Here is a 23,554-nt window from a genome sequence, read left to right as displayed (position 1 = left end):
CCAGGAGTCACCGATGACCACCGACCTGATCTCGCACCAGCTCGTCCGCTACCTCGAGTACCGCGGCGTGAAGCACGTCTTCGGGTTGTGCGGGCACACCAACATCGCGGTGCTCGCGGCGCTGTCGAAGTCCGACAGCATCGAGTTCGTCAACACTCGGCATGAGCAGCTGGCCGCGCACGCCGCCGACGGCTACGCCCGGGCCACCAACCGCGCTTCGGTGGTGCTCTCCCACCTCGGCCCGGGCCTCACCAACGCCGCCACCGGGGTCGCCAACGCCGCCCTCGACTCGGTGCCGATGGTGGTCATCGCCGGCGACATTCCTTCGCATTACTACGGCAAACACCCGCACCAGGAGGTCAACCTGCACGCCGACGGCGCGCAGCACGAGATCTACCGGCCGTTCGTGAAGCGAGCCTGGCGGGTGGAGTCGGCGCATCTGTTCGCCGAGATCATCGACAAGGCGTTCCGGCTCGCCGAGAGCGGACGCCCCGGCCCCGTCCTGGTCAGCGTGCCGATGGACATCTTCTCCGCCGAGGTGGACGTCGCCACCTTCGACAAGGCGATGTCCGGCACCACCGAGCTGGCCAAGCCCGGCCTCGACCCGGCGGTCGCCGAGCAGATCGTGACCAACCTGCTGGCCGCCGAGCGTCCGCTGCTGCACGTCGGCGGCGGCATCGTGCTGGCCGACGCCACCGACGAGCTCGCCGAGTTGGTCGATCATCTGCAGATCCCGGTCAGCCACAGCCTGATGGGCAAGGGCGCCGTCGCCGACGACAACCCGTGCGTGCTGGGCATGACCGGCTTCTGGGGCACCGAGTTCGTCAACGCCTCGACCCGCAACGCCGACTGGATCCTGGCCCTGGGCGTCACCTTCGCCGAGGCCGACAGCTCGTCGTGGGAGGAGAAGTACACCTTCCGCATCCCCGATACGAAGCTGATGCAGATCGACATCGACCCCGAGGAGCTGGGCCGCAACTACCCGCTGCAGATCGGTGCCGTCGCCGACCTGAAGCCGGCCATCGCGGCACTGGTCGCGGCCGCCAAGCGGCTGGCCCCGGAGGGCGTCCAGCGGCCCGAGCTGCTGGCCGAGATCAAGCGCCAGCGCGACGACTTCCGGGCCCGCAACACCGACGCGGTGACCAGCGACGCCTGGCCGATGCGCCCGGAACGGATCCTCGCCGAAGTCCGCGAGGTGCTGCCGGCGGACGCGATCATCACCACCGACGTGGGCTGGAACAAGAACGGGATGGCCCAGCAGATGGACATCCTCACCCCCGGCTCGGTGTTCACCCCCGGCGGCTTCGCCACCATGGGCTTCGGCGCCCCCGCCGCGCTCGGCGCCAAGATCGCCTGCCCCGAGAAGGTGGTGGTCTCGCTGGTCGGCGACGGCGGCTTCGGCGCCAACCCGAGCCTGCTCTACACGGCCCGCGAGAAGGGCATCGCCGCCGTCTGGGTGGTGATGAACAACAACGCGTTCGGCACCATCGCCGGGCTGGAGAAGGCGCACTTCGACACCACCTACGGCACCGTCTTCGAGAACGCGGACGGCCCGGTGACAACCGACTTCGGCGCCATCGCCCGGGCCTACGGCGTCGAGGGCGTCACCCTGACCAGCGCTGAGGAGTTCAAGCCTGCGCTGGCCAAGGCGATCGCAAGCGGGGTCCCGGTGGTGATCGACGTGTCGATGATCAACGTGCCGACCCCGACCTCGGGCCACTGGAACATCATGGACATCTACTCCCCCGGCTCCGGCATCCACCACGCGGCCACCTCGTAAGCCCCGATCATGACCGCCGCAGCCACCGTCGCACCGCAGGCCCAGCAGTACTCGCTGGGGCACCTGACGATCATCGACACCCCCACGCCCGAACTCGTCCGGATCGCCGCCCGTGCCGGCTACGACTTCGTCAGCCCGCGGCTGATCTGCGACGGGCTGCCGGGCATGGACCACTCCCTGGCGCGGAACCCGGCACTGCTGCGGGCCACCCAGGCGGCATTGGCCGAGACCGGCCTGCCGGTGCACGACATCGAACTTGCCCGGATCGCCGACGATGTCGATCCGGGCAGCTACGAACCTGAACTCGCGGTCGGCGCCGGGATCGGCGCCCGCCATGTGCTGTCGAGCATCTGGAGTTCCGATCGTGGCTACACCGTCGACGCGTTCGGACGGCTCTGCCGGCTCGCCGCCCAGTACGGCCTCACGGTGAACCTGGAATGGCTGGCGCTCGGCACCGTCACGACGATGGCGGACGCGGTCGACGTGCTCCGCCAGGTGGACGAGCCGAACGCCCGGCTGATGATCGACCTGCACCACTTCCACCGCTCCCACGAGTCGGTGGACGACCTCGCCGGCCTTCCCCGGGAGTGGTTCGAGTTCGTCCAGATCTGCGACGCACCGGCCGAGATCCCGACCGAGCGCGACGAGATGGCCAGGATCATCCGTGCCGGACGCAACTACCTCGGCGAGGGCGGCACCGATCCGGCGGCGGTGCTGCGCGCACTGCCACCGATGGTCTACTCGGTGGAGATCCCCAGTGCCTCCGATGAGGCCCGCTTCGGCGCCGAGGGTCACGCCCGCCGCTGCCTGGAGACCTCCCGCGCCTATCTCGCCCGCGCGGGCGTCACCCAACGAGAGGCCACACGATGACCGGAACCGGCTCGATCGGGCCGCGCCTCGACCAGGCGCTGCTGTCCCGCATGCCCGACCCCGAGACCGGCGCCCCCTGGCCCGCACCCGACTCCGACCGCCGTCCGAACGTCAGCGCGTCCGTCGCCGGCTGGGCGCGGGGGGCCCGTCCGGCCATCCACCGGCTGTTCCTGCTCGGCGAGGGCATCGGCGCCTCGCGCACCCCCGCGCTGCACGAGTACGAGGGGCGCGAGCAGGGCATGTGGCTGTCCTACCGGATCCTGGACAGCCTCGAATGGGACATCACCGCCGCCGACCTTCCCGCGGTGCTCGACTGGGCCCGGACGTCCGGCTTCTCCGGGTTAAACGTCACCCACCCGTTCAAGCAGGCCATCATCCCCAGCCTGGACGAACTCTCCGACCGGGCCGGCGCGCTGGGCGCGGTGAACACCGTCGTATTCCGCGACGGCCGCGCGATCGGCCACAACACCGACTGGTGCGGTTACCAGAAGCCGTTCCACGACGCTCTTCCGGACGCCTGCCGCGGCACCGTCGTCCAGCTGGGTGCCGGCGGCGCCGGGGCGGCGGTCGCCTACGCGACCCTCGATCTCGGCACCCCGCTGCTGATCGTCCACGACATCGACACGGCGCGCGCAGCCGCGTTGGTGGAGCGGATGCAAGGAATCTTCGGCCCCGGGCGGGTGCAGGTCGGTGTCGACCTGGCCCGCTCGGTGGCCGGCGCCGAAGGGGTGGTCAACGCCACTCCGGTCGGCATGGCGACCCACCCGGGTTGCGCGATCGACGGCGACCTGCTGCGGCCCGACCTGTGGGTCTCGGAGATCGTCTACTTCCCCATCCAAACCGAACTTCTGGTCCGGGCCCGCGATGCCGGGTGCCGAACCGTTGATGGCGCCGGAATGGCGGCCGAACAGGCCGTCCGGGCGTTCGAGCTGTTCACGGGAGTCACACCCGACGCCCCGCGAATGCACGCTCGGGTACGGGCAATGGTTGCCTGACCCCACTCTCCGGTGGGGCCGTCCACTACCTCGGACGTTCACCGGCTACGCATCGAAGGTGATGCGTTCACCGGCCCTCGGGCCCCTGAACGAGAGGTTCTCATGTCCACTACAACCCACCACGAGAAACAAACCGGAAAGGCGACAGCCAGCGGCTGGATCGGTAGTGCCCTGGAGTACTACGACTTCTTCATCTACGCCCAGGCCGCCGCCCTGATCTTCCCGGCGATCATGTTCGACACCAAAGACCCGCGGATGGCGATCATCGGCGCGCTCGGCACCTACGTGGTCGGCTACGTCGCCCGTCCGATCGGTGCCTTCGTGCTCGGCGCCTGGGGCGACAAGCACGGCCGCAAGAACGTGCTGGTGCTCTGCATGCTGCTGATGGGCATCTCGACCACGCTGGTCGCGGTGCTGCCCACCTATCAGCAGGTCGGCATCCTGGCGCCCGCGATGCTGATGGCGCTCCGCCTCGTCCAGGGCTTCGCCGTCGCCGGCGAGATCTCGGGCGCCAGCTCGATGATCCTCGAGCACGCTCCGTTCGGACGTCGTGGCTACTTCGGCAGCTTCACCCTGCAGGGCACCCAGTTCGGCCAGATCCTGGCCGCCGCGGTCTTCCTGCCGCTGGCGCACTACCTCTCCGACGAGGCCTTCCACAGCTGGGGCTGGCGGATTCCGTTCGCGCTCAGCGCGGGCGTCGTGGTCGCCGGCTACCTGATCCGCCGCAAGGTGGACGAGACACCGGCCTTCCAGGAGGAGCAGGAAGAGGGCAAGGTTGCCGAGTCGCCGATCCGGCAGGCCTTCCGGGAGAACCCGGGCGCCATCGGCCGGGTGTTCTGCATGGCGCTGACCAACATCATCGCGGTGACCACCTCGATCTTCGGTGCCACCTACGCCACCAACAAGGATTACGGCATCGGCTTCCACGCCGACGTCTACCTGTGGATCCCGCTGCTCGGCAACGTGGTGGCCTGTGTGGTGATTCCGCTGGTCGGCAACCTGTCCGACAAGATCGGACGGCGTCCGCTGATGATCTGGGCGCCGGTGCTCTGCGGCCTGATGTCGTACGGCTACCTGTGGTCGATCAGCCAGGCGAACGTGGCACTGGCGATCGTGTTCTCGCTGGTCATGTGGGGTGCGGTCTACCAGGGCTACAACGCCGTGTTCCCGGCCTTCTACCCCGAACTGTTCCCGACCAAGACCCGGGTCAGCTCGATGGCGATCGCCCAGAACCTGGGCACCGTCGCCTCCTCGGCCATGGTGCTGGTGTTCCCGATCGTGGCACCGCCCGGTTCGACCAACGTGGTGATGACGGTCGGCACGTTGACCCTCGTGTTGTGCGTGGTCGCCTCCATCGCGGCCTGGAAGTCGCCGGAGACCTACCGGCTGCACGGTGACGACCTGGGTGTTCCCGGTGCCCAGCCGGTTCCCGAGGCCGAGTACCACCGGCTGCGCAACCAGGCCATCGCTGACGCGAAGGCAGCCAAGGCGGCCAAGGCAGCGGCCTGACCGCCGTCCCTTCCGTAGTCTGGGTGGGCAGCCACGACCGGCTGCCCACCCAGTGAGGAGTTCTCCATGAAACCGACCACACGGCCCGGAGTCGGCCTCGCGATGGCCGTCCTGCTGCTGTTCGCCGGTTGGTACATGGTGACGTCCGGGGTCGGCTCGGCGCAGCTTTTCGGCTGGCTCTTCGTCGGCGTCGGCGCCCTCGCCGGCGTCATCAACCTGTTCCTGATGCTGCGGCAGCGGCGCTGACCGGCCGCCGCCGGGCCGCGGCGCGGCGCTACAGTGACGCCCATGTCGGCCGAGCCAGCGACCCCACCCGGATCCGAACCGGGCAGCACAGGTCCACGCAAGACCCGCAGCGCGAAGCGCTCCAAGGCCGAACTGCTCGACGTGGCCACCGCGGAGTTCGCCAGGATCGGCTACTTCGGCGCCCGGGTCGACGAGATCGCCGCCAAGAGTTCCACCACCAAGCGGATGATCTACTACTACTTCGGCGACAAGGACGGCCTGTTCACCGCGGTCCTGGAACGCGCCTACGCCGACATCCGGGCTGCCGAGAAGGCACTCGACCTGAGCGGCCTGCCGCCCCGCGAAGCTCTCGCCCGGCTCATCGACCACACCCTGCGCTGGCATGCCGCGCACCCGGAACTGGCCCGGCTGGTCGCCTCCGAGAACGCTCTGGACGCGATGCATCTGCGGCAGTCGCCCCGGCAGGCCGGGACCAACCTGCCGATCCTGCAGACTCTGGCCGACATCCTGGAACGCGGCCGCGCCGACGGCAGCTTCGCCCGTGATGTCGCGGCGGTCGACCTGCACCTGTACATGAGCGCCGTCGCGCTGTTCCGGGTCACCAACCGGCCCACCATCGAGGCCACTTTCGGCGTCCGGATGGATACCAAGGAATCGCTGACCACGGCGATCGACGACCTGACCGAGATGGTCTGCGCGTGGCTTGCCACACCGGCGTAAAGTTGGACGTCTGGCAAAAACGGCAAGCAGGAGGTTTCTTGACCCAGCCAGCCTCGGCCCTCGACCGCGAACTCGCCATCGAGCAGGCCCATGTCGATCTGGTCTATGCCCAACTCGCGAAGGCCGCCCTCGCCGCTCGGCGGACGGCCAGCGCCAGTCGGTCGATCTATGCCTCTGATCGGGGCACCTGGATGCGCGAAGAGGACGGCACCGCGATGTTCGAGCGGGACGCCTTCGCCTTCCAGGCCGCGAAACGCCTGGCCGTGCTGGACGCCGAACACGAGGGACTGGTGTTCGGCCGGCTCGACCTGAGCGGCAGCGAGATCCGCTACATCGGCCGGATCGGCGTCCGTGACGAAGAGTACGAACCCCTGGTGATCGACTGGCGGGCCCGGGCGGCCGAGCCGTTCTACCGGGCCACCCCGTCCGACCCGATGGACGTCACCCGCCGCCGGGTGCTGCGCTGCCGCAACGACCGGGTGATCGGCATCGAGGACGACCTGCTGGACGCCGCCGACGCCGGCGACCTGGTGGTGATCGGCGAGGGTGCCCTGATGGCGTCGCTGCAGCGGGCCCGCGGCGCGCACATGCGCGACATCGTCGCCACCATCCAGGCCGAGCAGGATGAGGCGATCCGCGCCGAGGCCCGCGGCGTGACGGTGATCTCGGGTGGTCCCGGCACCGGCAAGACGGTGGTGGCACTGCACCGCGCCGCCTACCTGCTGTACTCCAACCGGCGCCGCTTCGAACGCGGCGGCATTCTGGTGGTCGGCCCGTCGGCGCTGTTCATGAGCTACATCGAGCGGGTGCTGCCCTCGCTCGGCGAGGATTCGGTGACGCTGCGCTCGATCGGCGCGGTCGCCTCGGATGTGCTCGGCTTCGCCGCCGACCGCAACGACGACGCCGCCGCGGCCGGCATCAAGGGCTCGCTGCGGATGGCGCCGCTGCTGAAGCGGCTGGTCGACCTGCCGCTGGTCGATCCCGGCCCGGAGGGTGCCCGGTTGCTGCTCACCGTCAAAGGCGAGCCGGTCGGCCTGGACGCCGCCGCACTCGACCGGTTGCGCCGCGAGGTGTTGTCACGGCACAAGGTGAACCGCGCCCGCGAGGCGGCCGAGAAGGCGCTGCTCGCCCAGCTCGCCGACCAGGTGCCCGAGGAGCTGGAACTCGATCGCGAGACTATCGACGACCTGATCACCTCCAGTGCCCAGTGGCGGATGTTCATCAACGCGTGGTGGCCCACCCTCACCCCCACCGAGGTGCTGCGCCGGCTGGACGATCCGGCGGTCACCCGGCGGGTGTCGGTCGGCCTGCTGGACGCCGACGAGCAGCGCGTCCTCACCGAGTCCTTCCATCACGAGGCCTGGTCGGTGGCCGACATCGCGCTGCTCGATGAGCTGGCCGCCCTGCTCGGCCCGGTGCCCCCCGAGCCGGACGCCGAAGACCCGGTGTTCATCGAGGGCGCCGAGGCGGCCGAACTGGTCACCGTCGCCGACCGGCTGTCGCGGCAGATCGTCGACGACCCGGACGACGAAGCGCACACCGAGTACGCGCATCTGCTGGTCGACGAGGCGCAGGACATCACCCCGATGCAATGGCGGATGCTGCGCCGCCGCGGTGCGCACGCGTCCTGGACGATCGTCGGCGACCCGGCCCAGAGCAGCTGGCCCGATCCGGCCGAGACCGACAAGGTGATCGCCGAACTGATCGGCCACGCACCGCACCGGTCGTTCCGGCTGAGCGTCAACTACCGCTCGCCGGCCGAGGTGTTCGCGCTGGCCGCGGACGTCGTCCGGCGCGGCTTCCCGGGCGCCGACCTGCCCGAAGCCGTCCGGCACACCGGTGTCGAACCGGAACTGCTGGCCACCAGCGCCGACGGGCTGACCGGCCTGGTCGCCGACCGCGCCGCCGCCCTGCTGACGGAACTGCCGGGCACCGTCGGGGTGATCGCTCCCCCGTCCCGGCTGGACGCCGTCCGCGCCGCGCTGGCGCCGCTCGCCGAGCCGCGGCTGGTGGTGGTGACGCCGCTGCAGGCCAAGGGCCTGGAGTACGACGGGGTGATCGTGGTCGCGCCCGACGACATCGTCGCCGAGTCGCCGGGCGGCGTCCGGGTGCTCTACGTGGCGCTCACCCGTCCGACACAGCGGCTGGTGTGCGTCGATCCAGACCCAGCCGGCGGAGATTGGCGAGAATCGCTGAGGTAGCCCGCGACCGGTTCAGGGTGAAGAACTGCAGCCCGGGCGCTCCGCCGCGCAACAGATCGGCGCTCAGCTCGGTGGCGATCTCCACGCCGACGGCTCGCACCGCTGCCGGATCGTCGCCGACCGCATGCAGCCGGCTGGTCACCCGTTCCGGCAGCTCCGCTCCGGACAGCGCGGCGAACCGGTTGATCTGGGCCAGGTTGGTGACCGGCTGAATACCGGCCACGATCGGCAGCGTGCAGCCCATCGCCCGCACCCGGTCGACCAGCCGGAAGTAGGCGTCGGCGTCGAAGAACAGCTGGGTGACGGCGAAGCTGGCCCCCGCCTCCTGCTTGGCGAGCAACAGCCGGGCGTCCAGATCGGCGTCGCGATTCTCGGGGTGCAGGTCGGGAAAGGCGGCCACCCCGATGCCGAAATCGAAGTTCTCGGCGATCAGTCGCACCAGCTCGGTGGCGTTGGCGAGGCCCTGCGGGTGTCGCACCCAGGGCACCGTCGGGCCGCCCGGCATGTCGCCGCGGATCGCCAGGATGTACTTGACGTCGGCCGCGCGGTACGAGCTCAGCGTCTCCAGCAGCTGATCCACGGATTGGCTGGCGCAGGTCAGGTGCCCGACGGTCTGCGCCCGGGTCTGGGTCTTGATGAACTTCGTCGCCGAGATCGTCCGGTCCCTGGTCGCACCGGAGGCGCCGTAGGTCACCGACAGCCAGTCGGGCCCGACATGATCGAGGTCCATGATCGTCTGCCGCAGCACGTCCATCCCGGCCTCGTCGGCGGGCGGGAAGAACTCGAAGCTGAACGTGGGTCGACCGGGGTCGGCAAGCAGCTCGGTGATGCTGCGTTGCCCGGCGGCAGGGTTGGAGGACACGAGCGACAACCCTACCGATCCGTTTCCGGGCCCGGCCCGGGGGTCCATGCCGAGCGGCCGACGTCCGGACAGGCGCCGGACGCCTCGTCCGGTTAGGCTCGGGGCATGGCCCTCTTCGCTGCGGAAGACCCGATCGGCACGCCCTTCCGGGGGGCTGTCGGCGACGCCCTGCGCAGCTTCATCACCGGCCAGTCCGAACGACTGGCCGGCATCGGCGAGAGAGCCGAGCTGCTCAGCGAGTTGGCGCTCGCCTTCACCGCCGGCGGCAAGCGACTGCGGCCGGCGTTCTGCTGGTGGGGCTACCAGGCGGTCGAGGAAACCACCGATCTGGATGCCCTGCTGCGGGCTGCGGCCAGCCTCGACCTGCTGCACGTCTCGGCCCTGATGCACGACGACGTGATGGACGCCTCCGACGTCCGTCGCGGGCTACCGGCAGCACACCGCCAGTTCGAGACCTGGCACTCCGAGCACGGCCTGACCGGCTCGGCCGAGGCGTTCGGACGGGCCGGCGCGATCCTGCTCGGCGACCTGCTGCTGGTCTGGTCGATGGAGCTGTTCACCGCGTCCGGGCTGTCGGGTGAGGCGCTGCGCCGCGGTCTGCCGCTGCTGGACGCCGTCCGCACCGAAGTGACCTGCGGCCAGTTCCTCGATGTCGTCGCCCAGGCCGAGCCGATCGGCAGCATCGACTTGATGGACGTGGTGCCCCGGGTGGTCGAGTTCAAGACCTCCCGGTACACGGTGATCCGGCCGCTGCAGATCGGCGCCGCGCTGGCCGGCGGGTCGGCTGCGGCACTGGACGCGCTGGAGGCCTACGGCTCGCCGCTGGGCCGCGCCTTCCAGTTCCGCGACGACGTGCTGGGTGTCTTCGGCGAACCCGACGTCACCGGCAAGCCGGCCGGTGACGACCTGCGCGAGGGCAAACGGACGGTGCTGGTCGCGCACGCGCTGCAGTTGGCGTCCGAGACGGCGAAGGAGCGGCTCACCGGCCTGCTCGGCAGCCCCGAACTGGACGCCGCCGACATCGCCACCGCTCAGGAGATCATCGTCACCTCGGGCGCACTGGCGGCCACCGAGCAGCGGATCGCCGAGGACCTCGACCGCGCCCTGGCCGCCCTGGACGACGCCCCGCTGCGCGCCGAGGCGGTCACCGCGTTGCGCCGGCTCGCCGAGTTGTCGACCAGCCGGACAGCGTAATCGTCATCCGGGCGTAGCCGTCATCCCGGCGGACGCCGGGATCTCTCCGCAGTCCTCGTTCCGGGTCTCGACAAGCTCGACCAGCGAGTTGGCTAAAGCAAGGCGTCCAGGGTGAACGCCTCGAACTCGTCGCCCCAGGCGGCACGGAGCCGGTCGCCGAACATCCGCGCGGCCGCGGCGGGATCGGCGGCGGCGGTGATCGCGCGACCGATCGCCACCCGGCGGGCGCCGGCCTTCAGCACCTGATCGAAGTTGTCGGCGGCGATGCCACCGATCGCGAACCACGGCTTGCTGCCCTTCGCCGACGGCGGCGCCACCCGAGCCGCGTGCCGCACCAGTTCGAGGCCGGGCAGTCCCGGTGACCACGGCATCGCGCTGAACACCGGGCCGACGGTCAGGAAGTCGACGGCGTCATCGGCCAGGGCGGCGTCCACGTCGGCGGGGGTGTAGCAGGACCGCCCGACCCGCGACCAGCGGCTCAACCGGCTGCGGGCCGTGGCCGCCTCGGGTCCGCCCTTGCTGAGCTGCAGCACGTCGGCGCCGCATTCCTGGGCCAGCGCCAGGTCGGCGTACACCGACACCAGGCCACGTCCCCGGTCGGCCCGGCGCAGCACCTGCAGGGCGGCCAGCTGCTGGGCATCGGAGGCCGACGGGTCGCGCAGCTGGATCAGGTCGACGCCGGCGTCCAGCACGGACGCCGCGAACTCGGCCAGATCACCGGTGCCCAGCCGCGCATCGGTGACACAGAACAGCCTGGCCAACCGCAACCGGGTATCGAGCCCACGAAGAACTGTCACCGCCTCAGCGTAACGTCGGCAGCGCCCAGGCACGCGCACCCGGCGGTCCGGCCACTGTGTCCGTGCTCGGCGGGTCGCTGCGGGTGCCGGCCCGTGCCGACCTAGACTCACCGGCAGGTCTGGACGGCCTACTTCCCCTGACTTGTCCGGAGCGATGGTGACGACTGTGAGCACGAGCGACCCCTTGGTGGGTGAGTTGCTGGACGGTCGCTACGTGATCCAGCGCAAGCTTGCTCGTGGCGGCATGGCGACCGTCTACCTCGCCGACGATCAACGGCTGACCAGGACCGTTGCGATCAAGGTCATGCACGAGGGCCTCGGCGACGACCAGGACTTCATCGGCAAATTCGACCGTGAGGCGCGTGCCGCCGCACGGCTGTCGCACCCCAACGTGGTGTCGGTGTTCGACCAGGGCGTGCACCGCGGCCGTCCGTACATCGTGATGGAGTACGTCGAGGGCTGCACGCTGCGGCACATGATCACCCGCGAGGGTTCGTTCAGCCCCGAACGCGCCCTCGACCTGCTGATCCCGGTCACCGCCGCGGTCGCCGCGGCCCACGAGTCGGGGCTGATCCACCGCGACATCAAGCCCGAGAACGTGCTGATCTCGGACCGGGGCCAGATCAAGGTCGCCGACTTCGGCCTGGCCCGGGCCATCTCGGCACAGACCGTGACCGCCACCGGCATGCTGATCGGCACCGTCAGCTACATCGCGCCCGAGTTGGTCACCCATGGCAAGGCCGATCCGCGCTGCGACGTCTACGCGCTCGGCGTGGTGTTGTACGAGATGCTCACCGGTTCCAAGCCGCACACCGGTGAGAACCCCATCCAGGTCGCCTACGCGCACGTCCATAAGGCCATTCCGGCGCCGTCCAGCGCGGTGAAGACCTCGTGGCGGGAATCCCGCAACGGCATCCCGCCCTACCTGGACGCCCTGGTCACCAGTGCGGCCGCGCGCCAGCCGTCCGATCGGCCGGTCGACGCCCGGGTGCTGCTCGACCACATGCGCCAGGCCCGCGAATCGCTCGCCCGTGGCGTGATGGACGATTCGGCGCTCACCGAACGGATGAAGGGCACCACCCTTGATCCCCAGAACCACATCACCGAGCCGGTTCCCAGCCTGCGCAGCCCCAGCGAGGGTGACCGGACGCCGACGCTGCGGTTCACCCCGTCCACCCCGATCAGCCCTGGCCTGCCCGAGATCACCGACGGCATGCCCTACTACGACGGACCCGTCGAACAGCGCCCCCCGGGTCGCCCGCGGCGCCGTTGGCCGGCGCTGCTGGCCAGCATCCTGGCGGCGGTGCTGGTCGGCACCGGGCTGTGGTGGGTGTTCGCCGGCCAGTACACCAGCACCCCGGCCCTGGTGCGGTTGAACCAGGCGCAGGCGCAGCAGGCCGCCACCGACGCGGGTCTGACGATCACCTTCGACAGCGAATACGCCGAGGATGTGCCGGCCGGCCAGGTGGCCCGCACCGACCCCGCCGGCGGCGACCGGATCGTGCACGGCGGAACCATCAAGGCGTTCCTGTCCAAGGGCCCGGAGCGGTTCGCCGTGCCCGCCCTGCGCGGGCTCGACCTGCCCACCGCCACCGAATCGCTGAACCGGATCAACCTGACCGTCGGCAACGTCACCCAGGGCTACGACGACACCGTCGAAGCCGGCAAGGTGATCAGTGCCTTCCCCAAAGAGGGCGCGCCGCTGAAGCGCGGCACGGCGGTCGACCTGGTGATGTCGCAGGGCCCCGCCCCGGTCACCCTCGGCGACTGGACCGACAAGCCGGTCAAGGACGCTCAGAAGGCCCTCAAGGAGCAGGGCTTGAAGGTGAAGATCGAGAAGCAGAACCACGCCGACATCGAGAAGAACAACGTGATCAGCCAGACGCCGTCCGCCGGCGAGGTGCATCGCGGCGACACGGTGACCCTGGTGGTTTCCAAGGGGCCGCAGCTGAAGGCGGTGCCCAACGTCCGCCGCTACTCGCTCGACCGGGCTCGCGACATCCTGCAGAAGGCGGGCTTCGAGGTGCGGGTGAACCGGCTGATCAACTTCGGTTTCGACCTGGTGGTGAGCACCGACCCGAAGGCCGGTACCAAGGCTCCGGTGGGTTCCACGATCACCATCAACCTGGCCTGATCCCCGGCCGGACCCGGTGCTCAGTAGCCTGTGCGCGTGTCCTTCTCGTTCGGCCAGGTGCTACTGATCCTGCTCATCGTCGGCGTCGCCGTCGGCGCGTTCTTCCTGATCCGCCGGCAGCGGTATGTGCGCTCGCTGCGCGCGCAGGGCTGGACGTTCGAGGGCTCCCCCACCCTGGTCACCGCCTACGGGCTCAACTGCCCGCCGTTCGGCCTGGGGTACAAGCGCAAGATCGACGACCTGATCAGCGGCAGCACCTCCTCCGGCGTGCCCTTCGCGGTGTTCGAGTACAACTCGCTGGGGTATGTGGCTGCCCTTGTGCTGCCGCGTCCGCTGCCCGAGCTGTATCTCGGCGAGACGCCCCGGCCCGGCGTCGAAGGCCGGCAGAAGGTCGTCGGCCGCTGGACGGCGACCGCCAAGGACGCGGCCTGGGCCGAGGCCGCACTGGCCGCGATCCTGGGCCCGGTCGAGGCGATGGCCGCTGCCGGGCACCGGGTCGATCTCTCGGTCGACGGCACCCGGCTGGTGGCCCTCGGGGTGCCCCGCGAGGCGCTGGCGATGCGCGGCTTCCTGGAGGCCCTGGCGCCGGTCGCGCACAGCCTGGCCGACGCTGCCCTGGCGTCCTACCAGGCGCCGGCGCCGCCGTCGGAGTTGAGCCTGTACCAGCGGCCCGACTGGGTCTACCGGCCCGCCGACGACCAGTTCCTGGGCGAGGTGGTGATCAACGGCGGCGGCTACGGCCACGAGGCCCGCGATGTGGTGCTCGGCACCGTGCAGGGCATCCGGATGATCGCGCTGACCCACAACTGGAAGACCGACCGCACCGAGACCAGCACCGACTCCAACGGCAACACCACCACTCGCACCGTCACCGACAACCACTCCGAGGAGATCCTGGAGTTCCACCTGCCGTGGCGGTTCGGCGACCTGTCGGTGAACTGGCCGGGCTGGGGCAACCGGGTGCGCTTCGAGTCCTCCGACTTCGACCGGGCGTTCAAGGTGCGCAGCCCGCAACCCAAATTCGCCTCCGACGTGTTCCACCCCCGCCAGCTGGAGTTCCTGCTGCGGGCTCAGCCGCTGCCGTTCGCGATCGAGTCCGGACGGGTCCGGTTCGCGCTGGGCGACAACACCCCGGAGCGGATCATCCACTGCGCGGACTTCTTGGTGGCCTTCTTCGCCGGCGTCCCCGGCTTCGTCTGGGCCGACCTGGGCCACACCCAGCCGCCGATCAGCCGCGAGCTGGACGGCTTCTGACTCAGCCGGCAACCGTCCAGGGCCGGCCGTCGCGCAGGTTGTGCATCGCCATGCCGGTCATCGCCTCGAGGCGTCCGTAGATCAGCGCGACGCCTCGGTCGTGCAGCAGGCCGTCGTGGATCGGGAAGCCGTGCGTGGCGTCCACCGCCCGGGCGAAGTCGACGGTCTCCTTCATCGCCGCCCACGGGCCGTACAGCGGGGCGGCCAGCACGTCGATGCCGCTGGGCACCGTAGCCAGCGAATCGCCGGGATGGAACAGGGTCGGTTCGCCCTCGGCGCCGATCACCAGCCCGACGTTGCCGATCTGCGGGATATCGCGGTGAATGATCGCGTGCAATCCGCCCACCGCGTTCACCGCGACGCCGCCCAGTTCGATGCTGCTGTCCGCGGCCAACCCTTCCCCGCGCGGCAGGTCGACCGCCTGCAGGACCTGCGGCTCGACCCAGACCTGCGCCTGCGGATTGTCGTCGATCAGGGCACCGATGTGCTCGGGGTCGACATGGTCGGGGTGCTGGTGGGTGACCAGGATCGCGTCCAGGTCGCGCACATCGTGCCAGGCGGTGGAGAAGTTGCCCGGGTCGATCAGGATCCGCCGATCGGCGACCTCGATCAGAACGGCGGAATGTCCGAGGTGGGTGAGCTGCATGATCGCAGCGTAACCCCGGCAAGCAGCTCGCCGCTGCGGCTCCGTACGAAGTCGGTGTCAGGCCAGCCGCGGCGGCCGGGCGTACTCGTCGCGCTTGCTGGTGCCGACGCCCATCCGCCCCATCGCTGTCACCAGCCCGACAGCGGCGGCGACGCCGTCGACGACCGGAACGCCGATCCGGTCGGTCAGCCGGCGGCACAGATCAGCCATCCCGGCACACCCCAGCACAATGACATCCGCCCGGTCGTGGTGGACGGCCCGCTCACACCAGCCGGCGATCTCGTCCAAAGCCGCTCCGGTGGCGTCCTCCAGGTCGAGCACCGGTATTCCGGTGCCATAGGCCGCCACACAGGCTCGCTCGAAGCCGTGGCGCAGCAGCAGGTCCCGAGCCCGGCCCAGGGTGCGCGACAGCGTGGTGACGATGCCGAAGCTGCGCCCCGACAACACCGCCACATGCATGGCGGCCTCGGCGATGCCGATCACCGGGACGTCAACCAACTCGCGGGCGGCGTCCACGCCCGGATCGCCGAAGCAGGCGATCACATAGCCGTCGCTGCCGCCCGCAGCCTGGTCGGCCAGGATCAGCTCCGCGATCGCGACCGAGGCGTGGGCCTCGTCGTAGTGGCTTTCGATCGCCGCCGGCCCGTTGTCCGCACAAACGGCGACGATCTCGACATCCGGAGCCGCCGCCTCCCGGGCGGCGGCCGCGATCTTCGCGGTCATCGCCCGGGAGGCGTTGGGGTTGATCAATGTGATCCGCATCGGGGTCACTGGGGGGCCGGCTGGAGTTCGAGAGTGCCCCCGGCCACCTCGACGCTGCCGTCCGATACTCCGGCCGTCAGGTCGTCGAGCGACGGCACCTGCGGGTTGGCGCGCTCGAGCAGCAGGAAGATCAGGTAGCCGAGCCCGCAGCCGATGAACCACGTGTAGTTGCCCAGCCAGGACACGTCGAAGCCACCCAGATCGGCGATCAGCTTCGGCAGGACACCGATCAGGATCGTCGGGATTCCAGCTCCCAGAATCGTGTACACCGCATTCTTGTTGTAGCCCTTGGTGTACCAGTAGGCGCCCTTGTCAGACATCGTGAACATGTCGTCGACGAGAATCCGCTGTTTGGCCGCGACATAGTAGCCGGCGATCAGAATGCCGAAGAGCGGGCCGATCATCGCACCGAGCACACCCAGCGTGTAGTGAATGGCATCGGCGTTTGAATACCAGTTCCACGGCAGCAGAATCACCGAACCGACGGCGGCGATCATGCCCCCGGTACGCCACGAGATCTTGTGCGGCGCGACATTCGAGAAGTCGAACGCCGGTGAGATGAAGTTGGCCACGATGTTGATGCCGACCGTGGCGGTGACGAAGGTGAGACCGCCCAGAAGAATAGCGAACGGCGTGTCGATCCGCTCCACGGTGTGGATCGGATCGGTGATCAGTTCGCCGAACACCGGAACGGTGGCCGAAGCAGTGATCACGGTGAGCAGCGAGAAGAACAGGAAGTTGACCGGCAGCCCCCAGAAGTTGCCCTTCTTCACCGCGCTGAACGATTTGCCGTAGCGGGCGAAGTCACCGAAGTTGAGCATCGGCCCCGAGAAGTAGGACACCACGATCGCGATCGCGGTGATCATCACCGGGATGGACGCCCAGAAGTCGAGCGGTTCGCCGGCCGAGAGGTCGAGGCTGATGTTCTGCCAACCGGCCTGGGACACCAGGTAGCCGGCCAGCACGATCATCACCACATAGACGGCGGGACCGGCCCAGTCGATGAACCTGCGGATGGTCTCCATGCCGTTCCAGAACAGGGCGGCCTGAGCGAACCAGAGGATCGCGTAGGAGATCCAGCCGAGCGCCGACAGCCCGAGGAATCCGACATCGAGCAGCCCGGCGCTGCCGGGCCAGAACTTGAGGAAGATGATGTTCAGCGATTCGGCGGCCAGGAAGGTCTGGACGCCGTACCAGGCGATCGCGATCAGGCCGCGGATGATCGCCGGAATGTTGGCCCCCTTGATGCCGTAGATGGCCCGGTTGATCACCGGGTAGGGCACGCCGGTCTTCTGGCTCGGTTTGGCGACCAGGTTGGTGAACACCTGGACGATGACGATGCCGATCAGCAATGCCACCAGCACCTGCCAGCTGGCGATGCCGAGGGCGAACAGCGAGCCGGCGGTGACATAGCCGCCCACCGAATGCACGTCCGACATCCAGAACGCGAAGATGTTGTAGGACGACCACTTCTGCTCGCGCAGCGGCGCCAGGTCTTCATTGGCGAGTCGTGGATCGTATTCGGGCTTCATATTGCCGGAGCCGACCGGCATTCCGGCGGCTTCGACGATGTCTTCGGATTTCACTCCTGCCACAGCCGGCAGGTCTTCAATGCGCGTCATTGGGGGAACCTTCCCGTGTCGGCCACCCGGACGAGTCCGGGTGGGCCACCCCGGCCTATCCACCGGGTTGGCAATACGACACGCTAGGACGCCTGGTGACGTCCCCTTTTTCTACCCTGTAACGCGTATGTGAAGATGCAATATCCTATTTTTGGGTGACGCTGGCCGGGGTCAGAAGTCCTCGGCGCGGTACTCCTGCACCGGGTTCACCCGCTTGATCCGGCCGTCGGTCAGCCGCTCGGCGATCTGGAAGGCCAGTTCCAGCGACTGGTTGCGGTTCAGCCGGGGATCACAGGCCGTCTCGTAGCGGTTGGCCAGGTCGGCCTCGGCCAACGCGTCCGCGACCCCGCCCACGCATTCGGTGACGTCGTCACCGGTCAGCTCCATGTGCACGCCGCCGGGCCAGGTGCCCAGCTCTTCGTGCACGTCGAAGAAGCCGTTCACCTCGTCGACCACCTGGCTGAACGCCCGGGTCTTGTAGCCGTTGGCGGTCTCGAAGGTGTTGCCGTGCATCGGGTCGCAGATCCAGGCCACCTTGCGGCCGGTGGCTTCGACGGCCCGGACGATCGGCGGCAGCGCGTCACGCACCTTGGCCGCGCCCATCCGGGAGATCATCGTCAGCCGTCCGGGCTCGTGCTGGGGATCGAGCGCCTCAGCCAGGGCGACGGCGTCCGCGGCGGTGGTCGAGGGGCCGACCTTGACCCCGATCGGATTGCGCAGGTGCCGGATGAAGTCGACGTGCGCACCCTCGACCTGCCGGGTGCGCTCACCGATCCAGACCATGTGCGCCGAGGTGTTGTACGGCGTCCGGGTGCGCGAGTCGATCCGGGTCATGGCGTGCTCGTAGGGCAGCAGCAGCGCCTCATGGCTGGCGTAGAAGTCGACGGTGCGGAACGCCTCCTTGTCGACGCCGCAAGCGACCATGAACGCCAGGGCACGCTCGATCTCGTCGGCCAGCGCCTCGTACCGCGCCTCCACACCTGAGTTCCGGACGAAGTCCTGGTTCCAGGTATGCACCGAACGCAGATCGGCGAAGCCGCCCGTGACGAACGCCCGGATCAGGTTGAGGGTGGCCGCCGAATGGTTGTACGCCTCCAACAGCCGGTTCGGGTCGTTGACCCGTGACTCCGCGGTGAAATCGAGCCCGTTCACCGCGTCGCCACGGTAGGCGGGCAGCGTGACGTCATCGCGGGTCTCGGTGTCCTTGCTGCGCGGCTTGGCGTACTGCCCGGCCAGCCGGCCCAGCTTCACCACCGGCACCTGGGCGGCGTAGGTCAGCACCACCGCCATCGACAGCAGCACCCGCAGCTTGCCCCTGATGTCGAGCGCCGTGCCGGTGTCAAAGGTCTCGGCGCAGTCGCCGCCCTGCAGGATGAAGGCCCGACCGGCCGCGGCGTCGGCGATCTTCTCGCGCAACTCGTCGCACTCGCCGGCGAAAACCAGCGGCGGACGCTTGCGCAGCTCGGCGATCACCCGCTCCAGCCGTGCCTGATCGGCATAGGTCGGCTGCTGCAGAGGCCGGCGGGACTGAAGTTCTTCAAGCGTGGGGATCGGCTGCGACACGCCGGTCAGGATACGCGGTCGGCCACCCGGCTCTCGAAACGGCCCCGGGGCGTGGGACGCGGCCTTGACGGCCGCGAATGCTGCCGCCGGTGGAGCTTGTGGAAACCAAGACAAGGTCTCGACAAGCTCGGCCAACGGCGTCTCGTCGTAGCGGCGAACGCCGGGATCTCTGCGTCCGGGATCTCGCCGGACCGAGATCCCGGGCCGGAGCCCGGGATGACGTGAGTGATCAGCGCTTCCCTAACGGCTCAGGCCGGCAACTCGGGTTCCTTGGTGTTGATGCCAGGACGCTCCAGGATCCGTGCCGCGGCTTCGGCCTCGGTCAGCGAGCCGCTCTTCACCGAGGTGCCGTAGGCCTCGACGTAGGTCTGGCCGGAAAGCTCATGGATGGCGGCCATCACCTGGTCGGTGACCCAGCGCAACGTGCGGGGATCGTCGACCCGGCCGTAATACCGGCTGAAGTCGAGCGGCTTGCCGATCACCACGACGGGGTGGTCGATCCAGGGCAGGCCGGCCTTCCTGGTGACCCGGCTGTTCTTCATCGCCACCGGAATGATCGGCACCTGTGCGGCCAGCGCCATCCGGGCCACGCCGGTCTTGCCCTTGTACAGCCGGCCGTCGGGCGAACGGGTGCCCTCGGGGTAGATGCCCACGCAGCCGCCGTCGGCCAGCACGTCGAGCACCGGCTGCAGGCCGTCCAGGCTGGCGCGTCCTCCCGAGCGGTCCAGCGGCACCTGGCCAACGGCGCGCAGGAACCAGGCCACGAGCTTGGAGAACGGACCCCGGTCACCCTTGAACAGCTCGGCCTTCGCCGGGAAGGTGACCTGCCGTTTGATCATCGCCGGCAGCACCAGCGTGTCGCCGGCGTCCAGGTGGTTGCTGGCCAGGATCACTCCGCCGGTGGCGGGAATGTTCTCCTCGCCCTCGGCGCGCGCACCGTAGACGTACTTGATGACCGGCCGGAACGCCGCGTTCTTGAACAGGGAGTAGAGCACCGCACCTCCATCGGATCGCCTTGTGCCGCTCACCCTAATGCCCCGCCGCAGACACCCCGTCCGCCACCCGCCGCGGGGCCCCTACGATGGCGCCATGCAGGTGCACGAGTTCGCCCAGCCGTTCGCCGCCGGGCGCGGCGACGTCGGGGTGCTGTTCCTGCACGGCTTCACCGCGAGTCCCTGGACGCTGCGCGCCTGGGCCGGGGCGACGGCGGAGGCCGGCTACCGGGTGTCGGTGCCGCGGCTGCCCGGGCACGGCACCAGCTGGCGCGAACTGGAGGTCACCGACGGACGCGACTGGTACGCCGCCGCCGAGCGGGCCTTCGTCGAACTCCGCGGTGAATGCTCGACGGTCTTCGTCGCGGGGCTGTCCATGGGCGGCGCACTGGCACTGCAGCTCGCGGAGCGGCATGCCGACGAGGTGGCCGGGCTGGTCCTGGTGAACCCTGCCCTGGTCGGCCACCCGCGACTCACCCTGGTGCCGCTGGCCCAGCACGTGATCCGCACCGTGGACAGCGTCGGCAGCAGCATCCGCAAGGCCGGGGTCACCGAGCACAGCTATCCCCGGACGCCGTTGCGGGCCGTGCACGCCATGATGCGGCTCTGGGCCGACGTCCGGGCCCGGCTCGACCTGGTTTACTGCCCCATCCTGCTGCTGCATTCCGACGCCGACGACGTGGTCCCGATCATCTCCAAGGAGATCGTGCTGCGTCAGGTCTCGTCGGAGGAGATCACCGAGGTGGCGCTGCCGGACAGCGCCCACGTGGCCCCGCTGGACAACGACGCCGACCTGATCGTCGAGCGCACGCTGGACTTCCTGACCGAGCACGCCGTCCGATGAATCGCGACCAGCCCGAGGACGCCCGGTTCAACGAACTGATGGCGCGCGAGTTCCCCGGCGGCCTGGTGCCCGCCGAGGAACCCGTTCCGCCGGCCAAGCCGGAACCGGCCCCGGCGTCCGCGGAGCCGACGCCCCCGAAGCCTCCCGCTTCGGCGCCGTCCCCGATCGAACTCCCGACCGTCGACCTGCCGAGCGACTTCCGCAGCTGGGCCGCCCCGGAGGAGCCCGAGGAGCCGTTCATCCCGCCCCCACCGCCGCCGCGAGGCCGGTGGAGCGCGGCGGGTATCGCGGGCACCGTGCTGGTGGTGCTGCCGCTGGTGCTGGTGTTGTTCTCGGCCTTCGGCGTCCAGTTCCCGATGCTGGTCTCCGTCCTGGCCGGACTGGGGTTCTTCCTGGGGGTGTTCCTGCTGCTGCACCGGCTGGAGCGGCGTCCGCCGGTCGACGGCGACGGCGCCGTGGTCTGAGCGGCGAGCGCTCAGCGGCCGGTGCGCAGCCGGGCCAGAGCGTCGCGATACCAGGCCAGCACCGAGGCATCGGCGATCGCGGCCCCGCCGTGGGTGCGGGCATAGGCCTCGTCCAGCACCTTCGACCAGCCGACCTGGGCGACCATCGCCCGCACCGCCACCTCGGCCAGCGCATAGGCCGTCTGGGTGGGCTGCGCGACGTCAGGCAGCGCCGTCGGCACACCGTCCCGGACGGCGCTGCGGGCCAGTGCACGGTTGCTGGCGGCCACCTGCGGGTACGCCTCGGCGGTGAGCGCCTCGGCGATTCCCTCCACCATCCATCCGGGGGTACCGGTCAGCCGCGGCGACATCATCCACGCGTGGACCGCCTCATGGGTGATCAGCACCGCGTCATCCTCAGACTTCTGGGTGACCGTCGGGTTCACCACCACCCGGACGCCCTGACTCTCAGGCAGACCGGGCACCACCGTGACTGCCGCGACCTGGGAGGCGTCGTCGCCGGCGTAGGCGGCGAATCCGGTGAGACTGTCCGGCACCACGACCACCACCGGCTCGGTCCACCGGCGGTCGGTGGGCGCGACCCTGGTCAGCGCGGCGATGCCGGCCTCGGCCGCCCGTGACCAGCGGCTCAGATGCCACGCCGTCCCGGCGCCCACCACCAGCGTGGCCGACGAGTGCACCCCCAGCGGCTCACCGAGCCACTCGGTGCCGGAACTGGTCGCGGCGAGATTGGCGATCCGTCCGTCGGCCAGCCCCACCGTCGCCTCGCTGCAGACCCGCGGCTCACCCGGCAGCCCCCAGCACACCCGCAGCCTGCCGTCGTGCGTGGTGAGGACCGCGGGTGCTTGCGACAAAGTGGCGAACATCCGGTGGCCGAGCGCCTGGGAGCCCGGCGACGGCGCGAACGCCGCGAGGAAGGCCTTCTCGTCCTCGGCGACGAGGCGCTCGGTCAGGGTGCGCGCGAGATCGTCGAGACGTCCGCTCGGCGCCGGCGCACACGCGCCGAGCAACAAGGCGGGGGCGGCCAGCAGCAGGGTGCGGCGAAACCGATCAACCGACGACGCGGCGGGCACCCTGGTAGGCCGGGTAGGTGGACAGCTTGGTGATCTCCAGGTCGTTGCGCGGGTTGCGCGCATGCACGAACAGGCCGTCGCCCATGTACATGCCGACGTGGTGGATCGGGCTGTAGAAGAACAGCAGGTCACCGGGCTTGAGCTGGTCACGAGCGACCGGCCGGCCGAGGGTGGACTGGACCCGCGACGAGTGCGGCAGCGAGATGCCGACGGTGCGGTAGGCGGCCAGCATCAGCCCGGAGCAGTCGAAGTTGTTCGGCCCTTCGGCACCCCACACGTATTGGCCGGTCGGCACCTTGGAAACCGCGTACTTCACCGCGCGGATCGCCCGGGAGTCGGCCGAGCCGCTGTCGTCGACGAAGTCCTCCTCGGCGGCCGCCTGGCGCGAGGCGTCACGCGAAGCCGCGTCCTCGGCGTTCAGCCGCTGCCGCTCCTGCTCGGTCAACTGGTCGACCAGCGCCTGGCCCTCTTGGATCTTGGCGTCGATCTGCTTCTTCAACGAGGCGAGCCGCTGCTCCTCGGCGGCGATCGTGCTCACCTGATCGCGCGCGGCGCGCTGCAGATCGGCGAGGTTGGCCTGCTGCGCCTGGTAGTCCTGCAGCAGCGAGTTCATGTTCTGGTCGAGCTTGCCCATGGTGGACATGTCGGCGAGGAAGGCGTCCGGATCGGGCGAGGTCACCAGTTGCACGGTGATGTCGACGCCACGGCTCTGGAAACGGCTGATGGTGACCTGCTGGGCCTGCTTGCGCAGCCCGTCGACCTTCTTCTGCTGGGCGGCGATGTCGGCGTTGAGCGTGGCGACCTTCGTCTTGCCCTGGGCGAGTTGGAGCTTCACCTCGGCCCACTGCTCGCCGATCTTGCTCTGCTCCTGCTCGATGGCGGCCAGCTTGTCCTTGGCGTCGCTCAGCGGATCAGCGGACGCGGGCCGCACCGTCGGGCCGGCGAACACGACCGCGGCACCGGCCACAGCCACCAGGCTGCCTCGAACAAAGGCACGCAGTCGCACCATCGCCTCCTGACGATCAC

General features: G+C 69.6%; 21 protein-coding genes. 12 read left to right on the top strand and 9 right to left on the bottom strand.

Annotated elements, in window-relative coordinates:
- From Q0066_RS15225 to Q0066_RS15195, 7 genes are all read left to right on the top strand, one after another.
- Nucleotides 1-1,780: thiamine pyrophosphate-binding protein (locus Q0066_RS15225; protein ID WP_366521534.1), on the top strand; the 1,780-nt coding region annotated here is incomplete at its 5' end.
- A gap of 9 nt (nt 1,781-1,789) precedes the next feature.
- Nucleotides 1,790-2,650 carry a TIM barrel protein gene (locus Q0066_RS15220; protein ID WP_298134452.1) on the top strand — a complete coding sequence of 287 codons (861 nt, stop codon included), beginning with the start codon at nt 1,790-1,792 and terminating at the stop codon, nt 2,648-2,650.
- Nucleotides 2,647-3,645 carry a shikimate dehydrogenase gene (locus Q0066_RS15215; protein ID WP_298134449.1) on the top strand — a complete coding sequence of 333 codons (999 nt, stop codon included), beginning with the start codon at nt 2,647-2,649 and terminating at the stop codon, nt 3,643-3,645. The genes Q0066_RS15220 and Q0066_RS15215 overlap by 4 nt, the downstream gene beginning before the upstream one ends.
- A 102-nt stretch (nt 3,646-3,747) precedes the next feature.
- Complete coding sequence (locus Q0066_RS15210) at nt 3,748-5,154, top strand: MFS transporter (RefSeq protein WP_298134447.1); 1,407 nt, start codon at nt 3,748-3,750, stop codon at nt 5,152-5,154.
- 66 nt (nt 5,155-5,220) lie between these two features.
- Nucleotides 5,221-5,400, top strand: a complete 180-nt coding sequence (locus Q0066_RS15205; RefSeq protein ID WP_298134444.1) for a hypothetical protein — start codon at nt 5,221-5,223, stop codon at nt 5,398-5,400.
- Between the two features lie 42 nt (nt 5,401-5,442).
- The gene (locus Q0066_RS15200; RefSeq protein WP_298134441.1) at nt 5,443-6,120 is read left to right on the top strand and encodes a TetR/AcrR family transcriptional regulator; all 678 of its coding nucleotides are present in this window, start codon (nt 5,443-5,445) and stop codon (nt 6,118-6,120) included.
- Between the two features lie 38 nt (nt 6,121-6,158).
- A complete protein-coding gene (locus tag Q0066_RS15195) occupies nt 6,159-8,321 on the top strand; it encodes a UvrD-helicase domain-containing protein (protein WP_298134438.1) in 2,163 nt (720 codons plus the stop codon).
- Here the strand turns inward: Q0066_RS15195 and Q0066_RS15190 are convergent.
- Entirely contained in the window at nt 8,245-9,183 is a 939-nt protein-coding gene (locus Q0066_RS15190; RefSeq protein ID WP_298134435.1) for a methylenetetrahydrofolate reductase, read from the bottom strand. The two genes, Q0066_RS15195 and Q0066_RS15190, sit on opposite strands and share 77 nt — an antisense overlap.
- Before the next feature lie 105 nt (nt 9,184-9,288).
- Here Q0066_RS15190 and Q0066_RS15185 point away from each other — a divergent pair, with 105 nt between their 5' ends.
- The gene (locus Q0066_RS15185) at nt 9,289-10,377 is read left to right on the top strand and encodes a polyprenyl synthetase family protein (RefSeq protein WP_298134433.1); all 1,089 of its coding nucleotides are present in this window, start codon (nt 9,289-9,291) and stop codon (nt 10,375-10,377) included.
- Between the two features lie 92 nt (nt 10,378-10,469).
- Here Q0066_RS15185 and Q0066_RS15180 read toward each other — a convergent pair whose 3' ends face one another.
- A complete protein-coding gene (locus tag Q0066_RS15180; protein WP_298134431.1) occupies nt 10,470-11,174 on the bottom strand; it encodes a thiamine phosphate synthase in 705 nt (234 codons plus the stop codon).
- Nucleotides 11,175-11,340: 166 nt separating this feature from the next.
- On the opposite strand from Q0066_RS15180, the gene pknB reads away from it, so the two are divergent.
- A complete protein-coding gene (gene pknB / locus Q0066_RS15175; protein ID WP_298134428.1) occupies nt 11,341-13,308 on the top strand; it encodes a Stk1 family PASTA domain-containing Ser/Thr kinase in 1,968 nt (655 codons plus the stop codon).
- Nucleotides 13,309-13,344: 36 nt separating this feature from the next.
- Nucleotides 13,345-14,562 carry a hypothetical protein gene (locus tag Q0066_RS15170; RefSeq protein ID WP_298134426.1) on the top strand — a complete coding sequence of 406 codons (1,218 nt, stop codon included), beginning with the start codon at nt 13,345-13,347 and terminating at the stop codon, nt 14,560-14,562.
- A 1-nt stretch (nt 14,563) separates the two neighbouring features.
- On the opposite strand, the gene Q0066_RS15165 is transcribed toward Q0066_RS15170, so the two are convergent.
- From Q0066_RS15165 to Q0066_RS15145, 5 genes are all read right to left on the bottom strand, one after another.
- A complete protein-coding gene (locus Q0066_RS15165) occupies nt 14,564-15,208 on the bottom strand; it encodes an MBL fold metallo-hydrolase (protein ID WP_298134425.1) in 645 nt (214 codons plus the stop codon).
- 57 nt (nt 15,209-15,265) lie between these two features.
- Entirely contained in the window at nt 15,266-15,970 is a 705-nt protein-coding gene (locus tag Q0066_RS15160; RefSeq protein ID WP_298134424.1) for an aspartate/glutamate racemase family protein, read from the bottom strand.
- A 5-nt stretch (nt 15,971-15,975) separates the two neighbouring features.
- Nucleotides 15,976-17,592 (bottom strand): NCS1 family nucleobase:cation symporter-1, encoded by a 1,617-nt coding sequence (locus Q0066_RS15155; protein WP_298134422.1) that lies wholly within the window; start codon nt 17,590-17,592, stop codon nt 15,976-15,978.
- Nucleotides 17,593-17,763: 171 nt separating this feature from the next.
- On the bottom strand, nt 17,764-19,155 hold the full coding sequence (locus Q0066_RS15150; protein WP_298134420.1) for a class II 3-deoxy-7-phosphoheptulonate synthase: 1,392 nt from the start codon (nt 19,153-19,155) through the stop codon (nt 17,764-17,766).
- 248 nt (nt 19,156-19,403) lie between these two features.
- Complete coding sequence (locus tag Q0066_RS15145) at nt 19,404-20,150, bottom strand: lysophospholipid acyltransferase family protein (RefSeq protein ID WP_298134417.1); 747 nt, start codon at nt 20,148-20,150, stop codon at nt 19,404-19,406.
- A gap of 94 nt (nt 20,151-20,244) precedes the next feature.
- On the opposite strand from Q0066_RS15145, the gene Q0066_RS15140 reads away from it, so the two are divergent.
- Together Q0066_RS15140 and Q0066_RS15135 are read left to right on the top strand one after the other, a co-directional pair.
- Nucleotides 20,245-20,991, top strand: coding sequence for an alpha/beta fold hydrolase (locus Q0066_RS15140; RefSeq protein ID WP_298134414.1), 747 nt, complete (start codon nt 20,245-20,247; stop codon nt 20,989-20,991).
- Nucleotides 20,988-21,455: a hypothetical protein gene (locus Q0066_RS15135; RefSeq protein WP_298134411.1), complete on the top strand. Its 468-nt coding sequence runs from the start codon at nt 20,988-20,990 to the stop codon at nt 21,453-21,455. The genes Q0066_RS15140 and Q0066_RS15135 overlap by 4 nt, the downstream gene beginning before the upstream one ends.
- An 11-nt stretch (nt 21,456-21,466) precedes the next feature.
- Here Q0066_RS15135 and Q0066_RS15130 read toward each other — a convergent pair whose 3' ends face one another.
- Nucleotides 21,467-22,528 carry a hypothetical protein gene (locus Q0066_RS15130; protein ID WP_298134408.1) on the bottom strand — a complete coding sequence of 354 codons (1,062 nt, stop codon included), beginning with the start codon at nt 22,526-22,528 and terminating at the stop codon, nt 21,467-21,469.
- Nucleotides 22,506-23,534, bottom strand: a complete 1,029-nt coding sequence (locus Q0066_RS15125) for a C40 family peptidase (protein WP_298134405.1) — start codon at nt 23,532-23,534, stop codon at nt 22,506-22,508. The genes Q0066_RS15130 and Q0066_RS15125 overlap by 23 nt, the downstream gene beginning before the upstream one ends.
- Nucleotides 23,535-23,554: the final 20 nt, after the last annotated feature.

This window comes from Micropruina sp., assembly GCF_027492755.1.
In the GTDB taxonomy this organism is placed as follows: Bacteria; Actinomycetota; Actinomycetes; order Propionibacteriales; family Propionibacteriaceae; genus Micropruina.
This window is presented reverse-complemented; position numbering and strand designations above follow the sequence as displayed.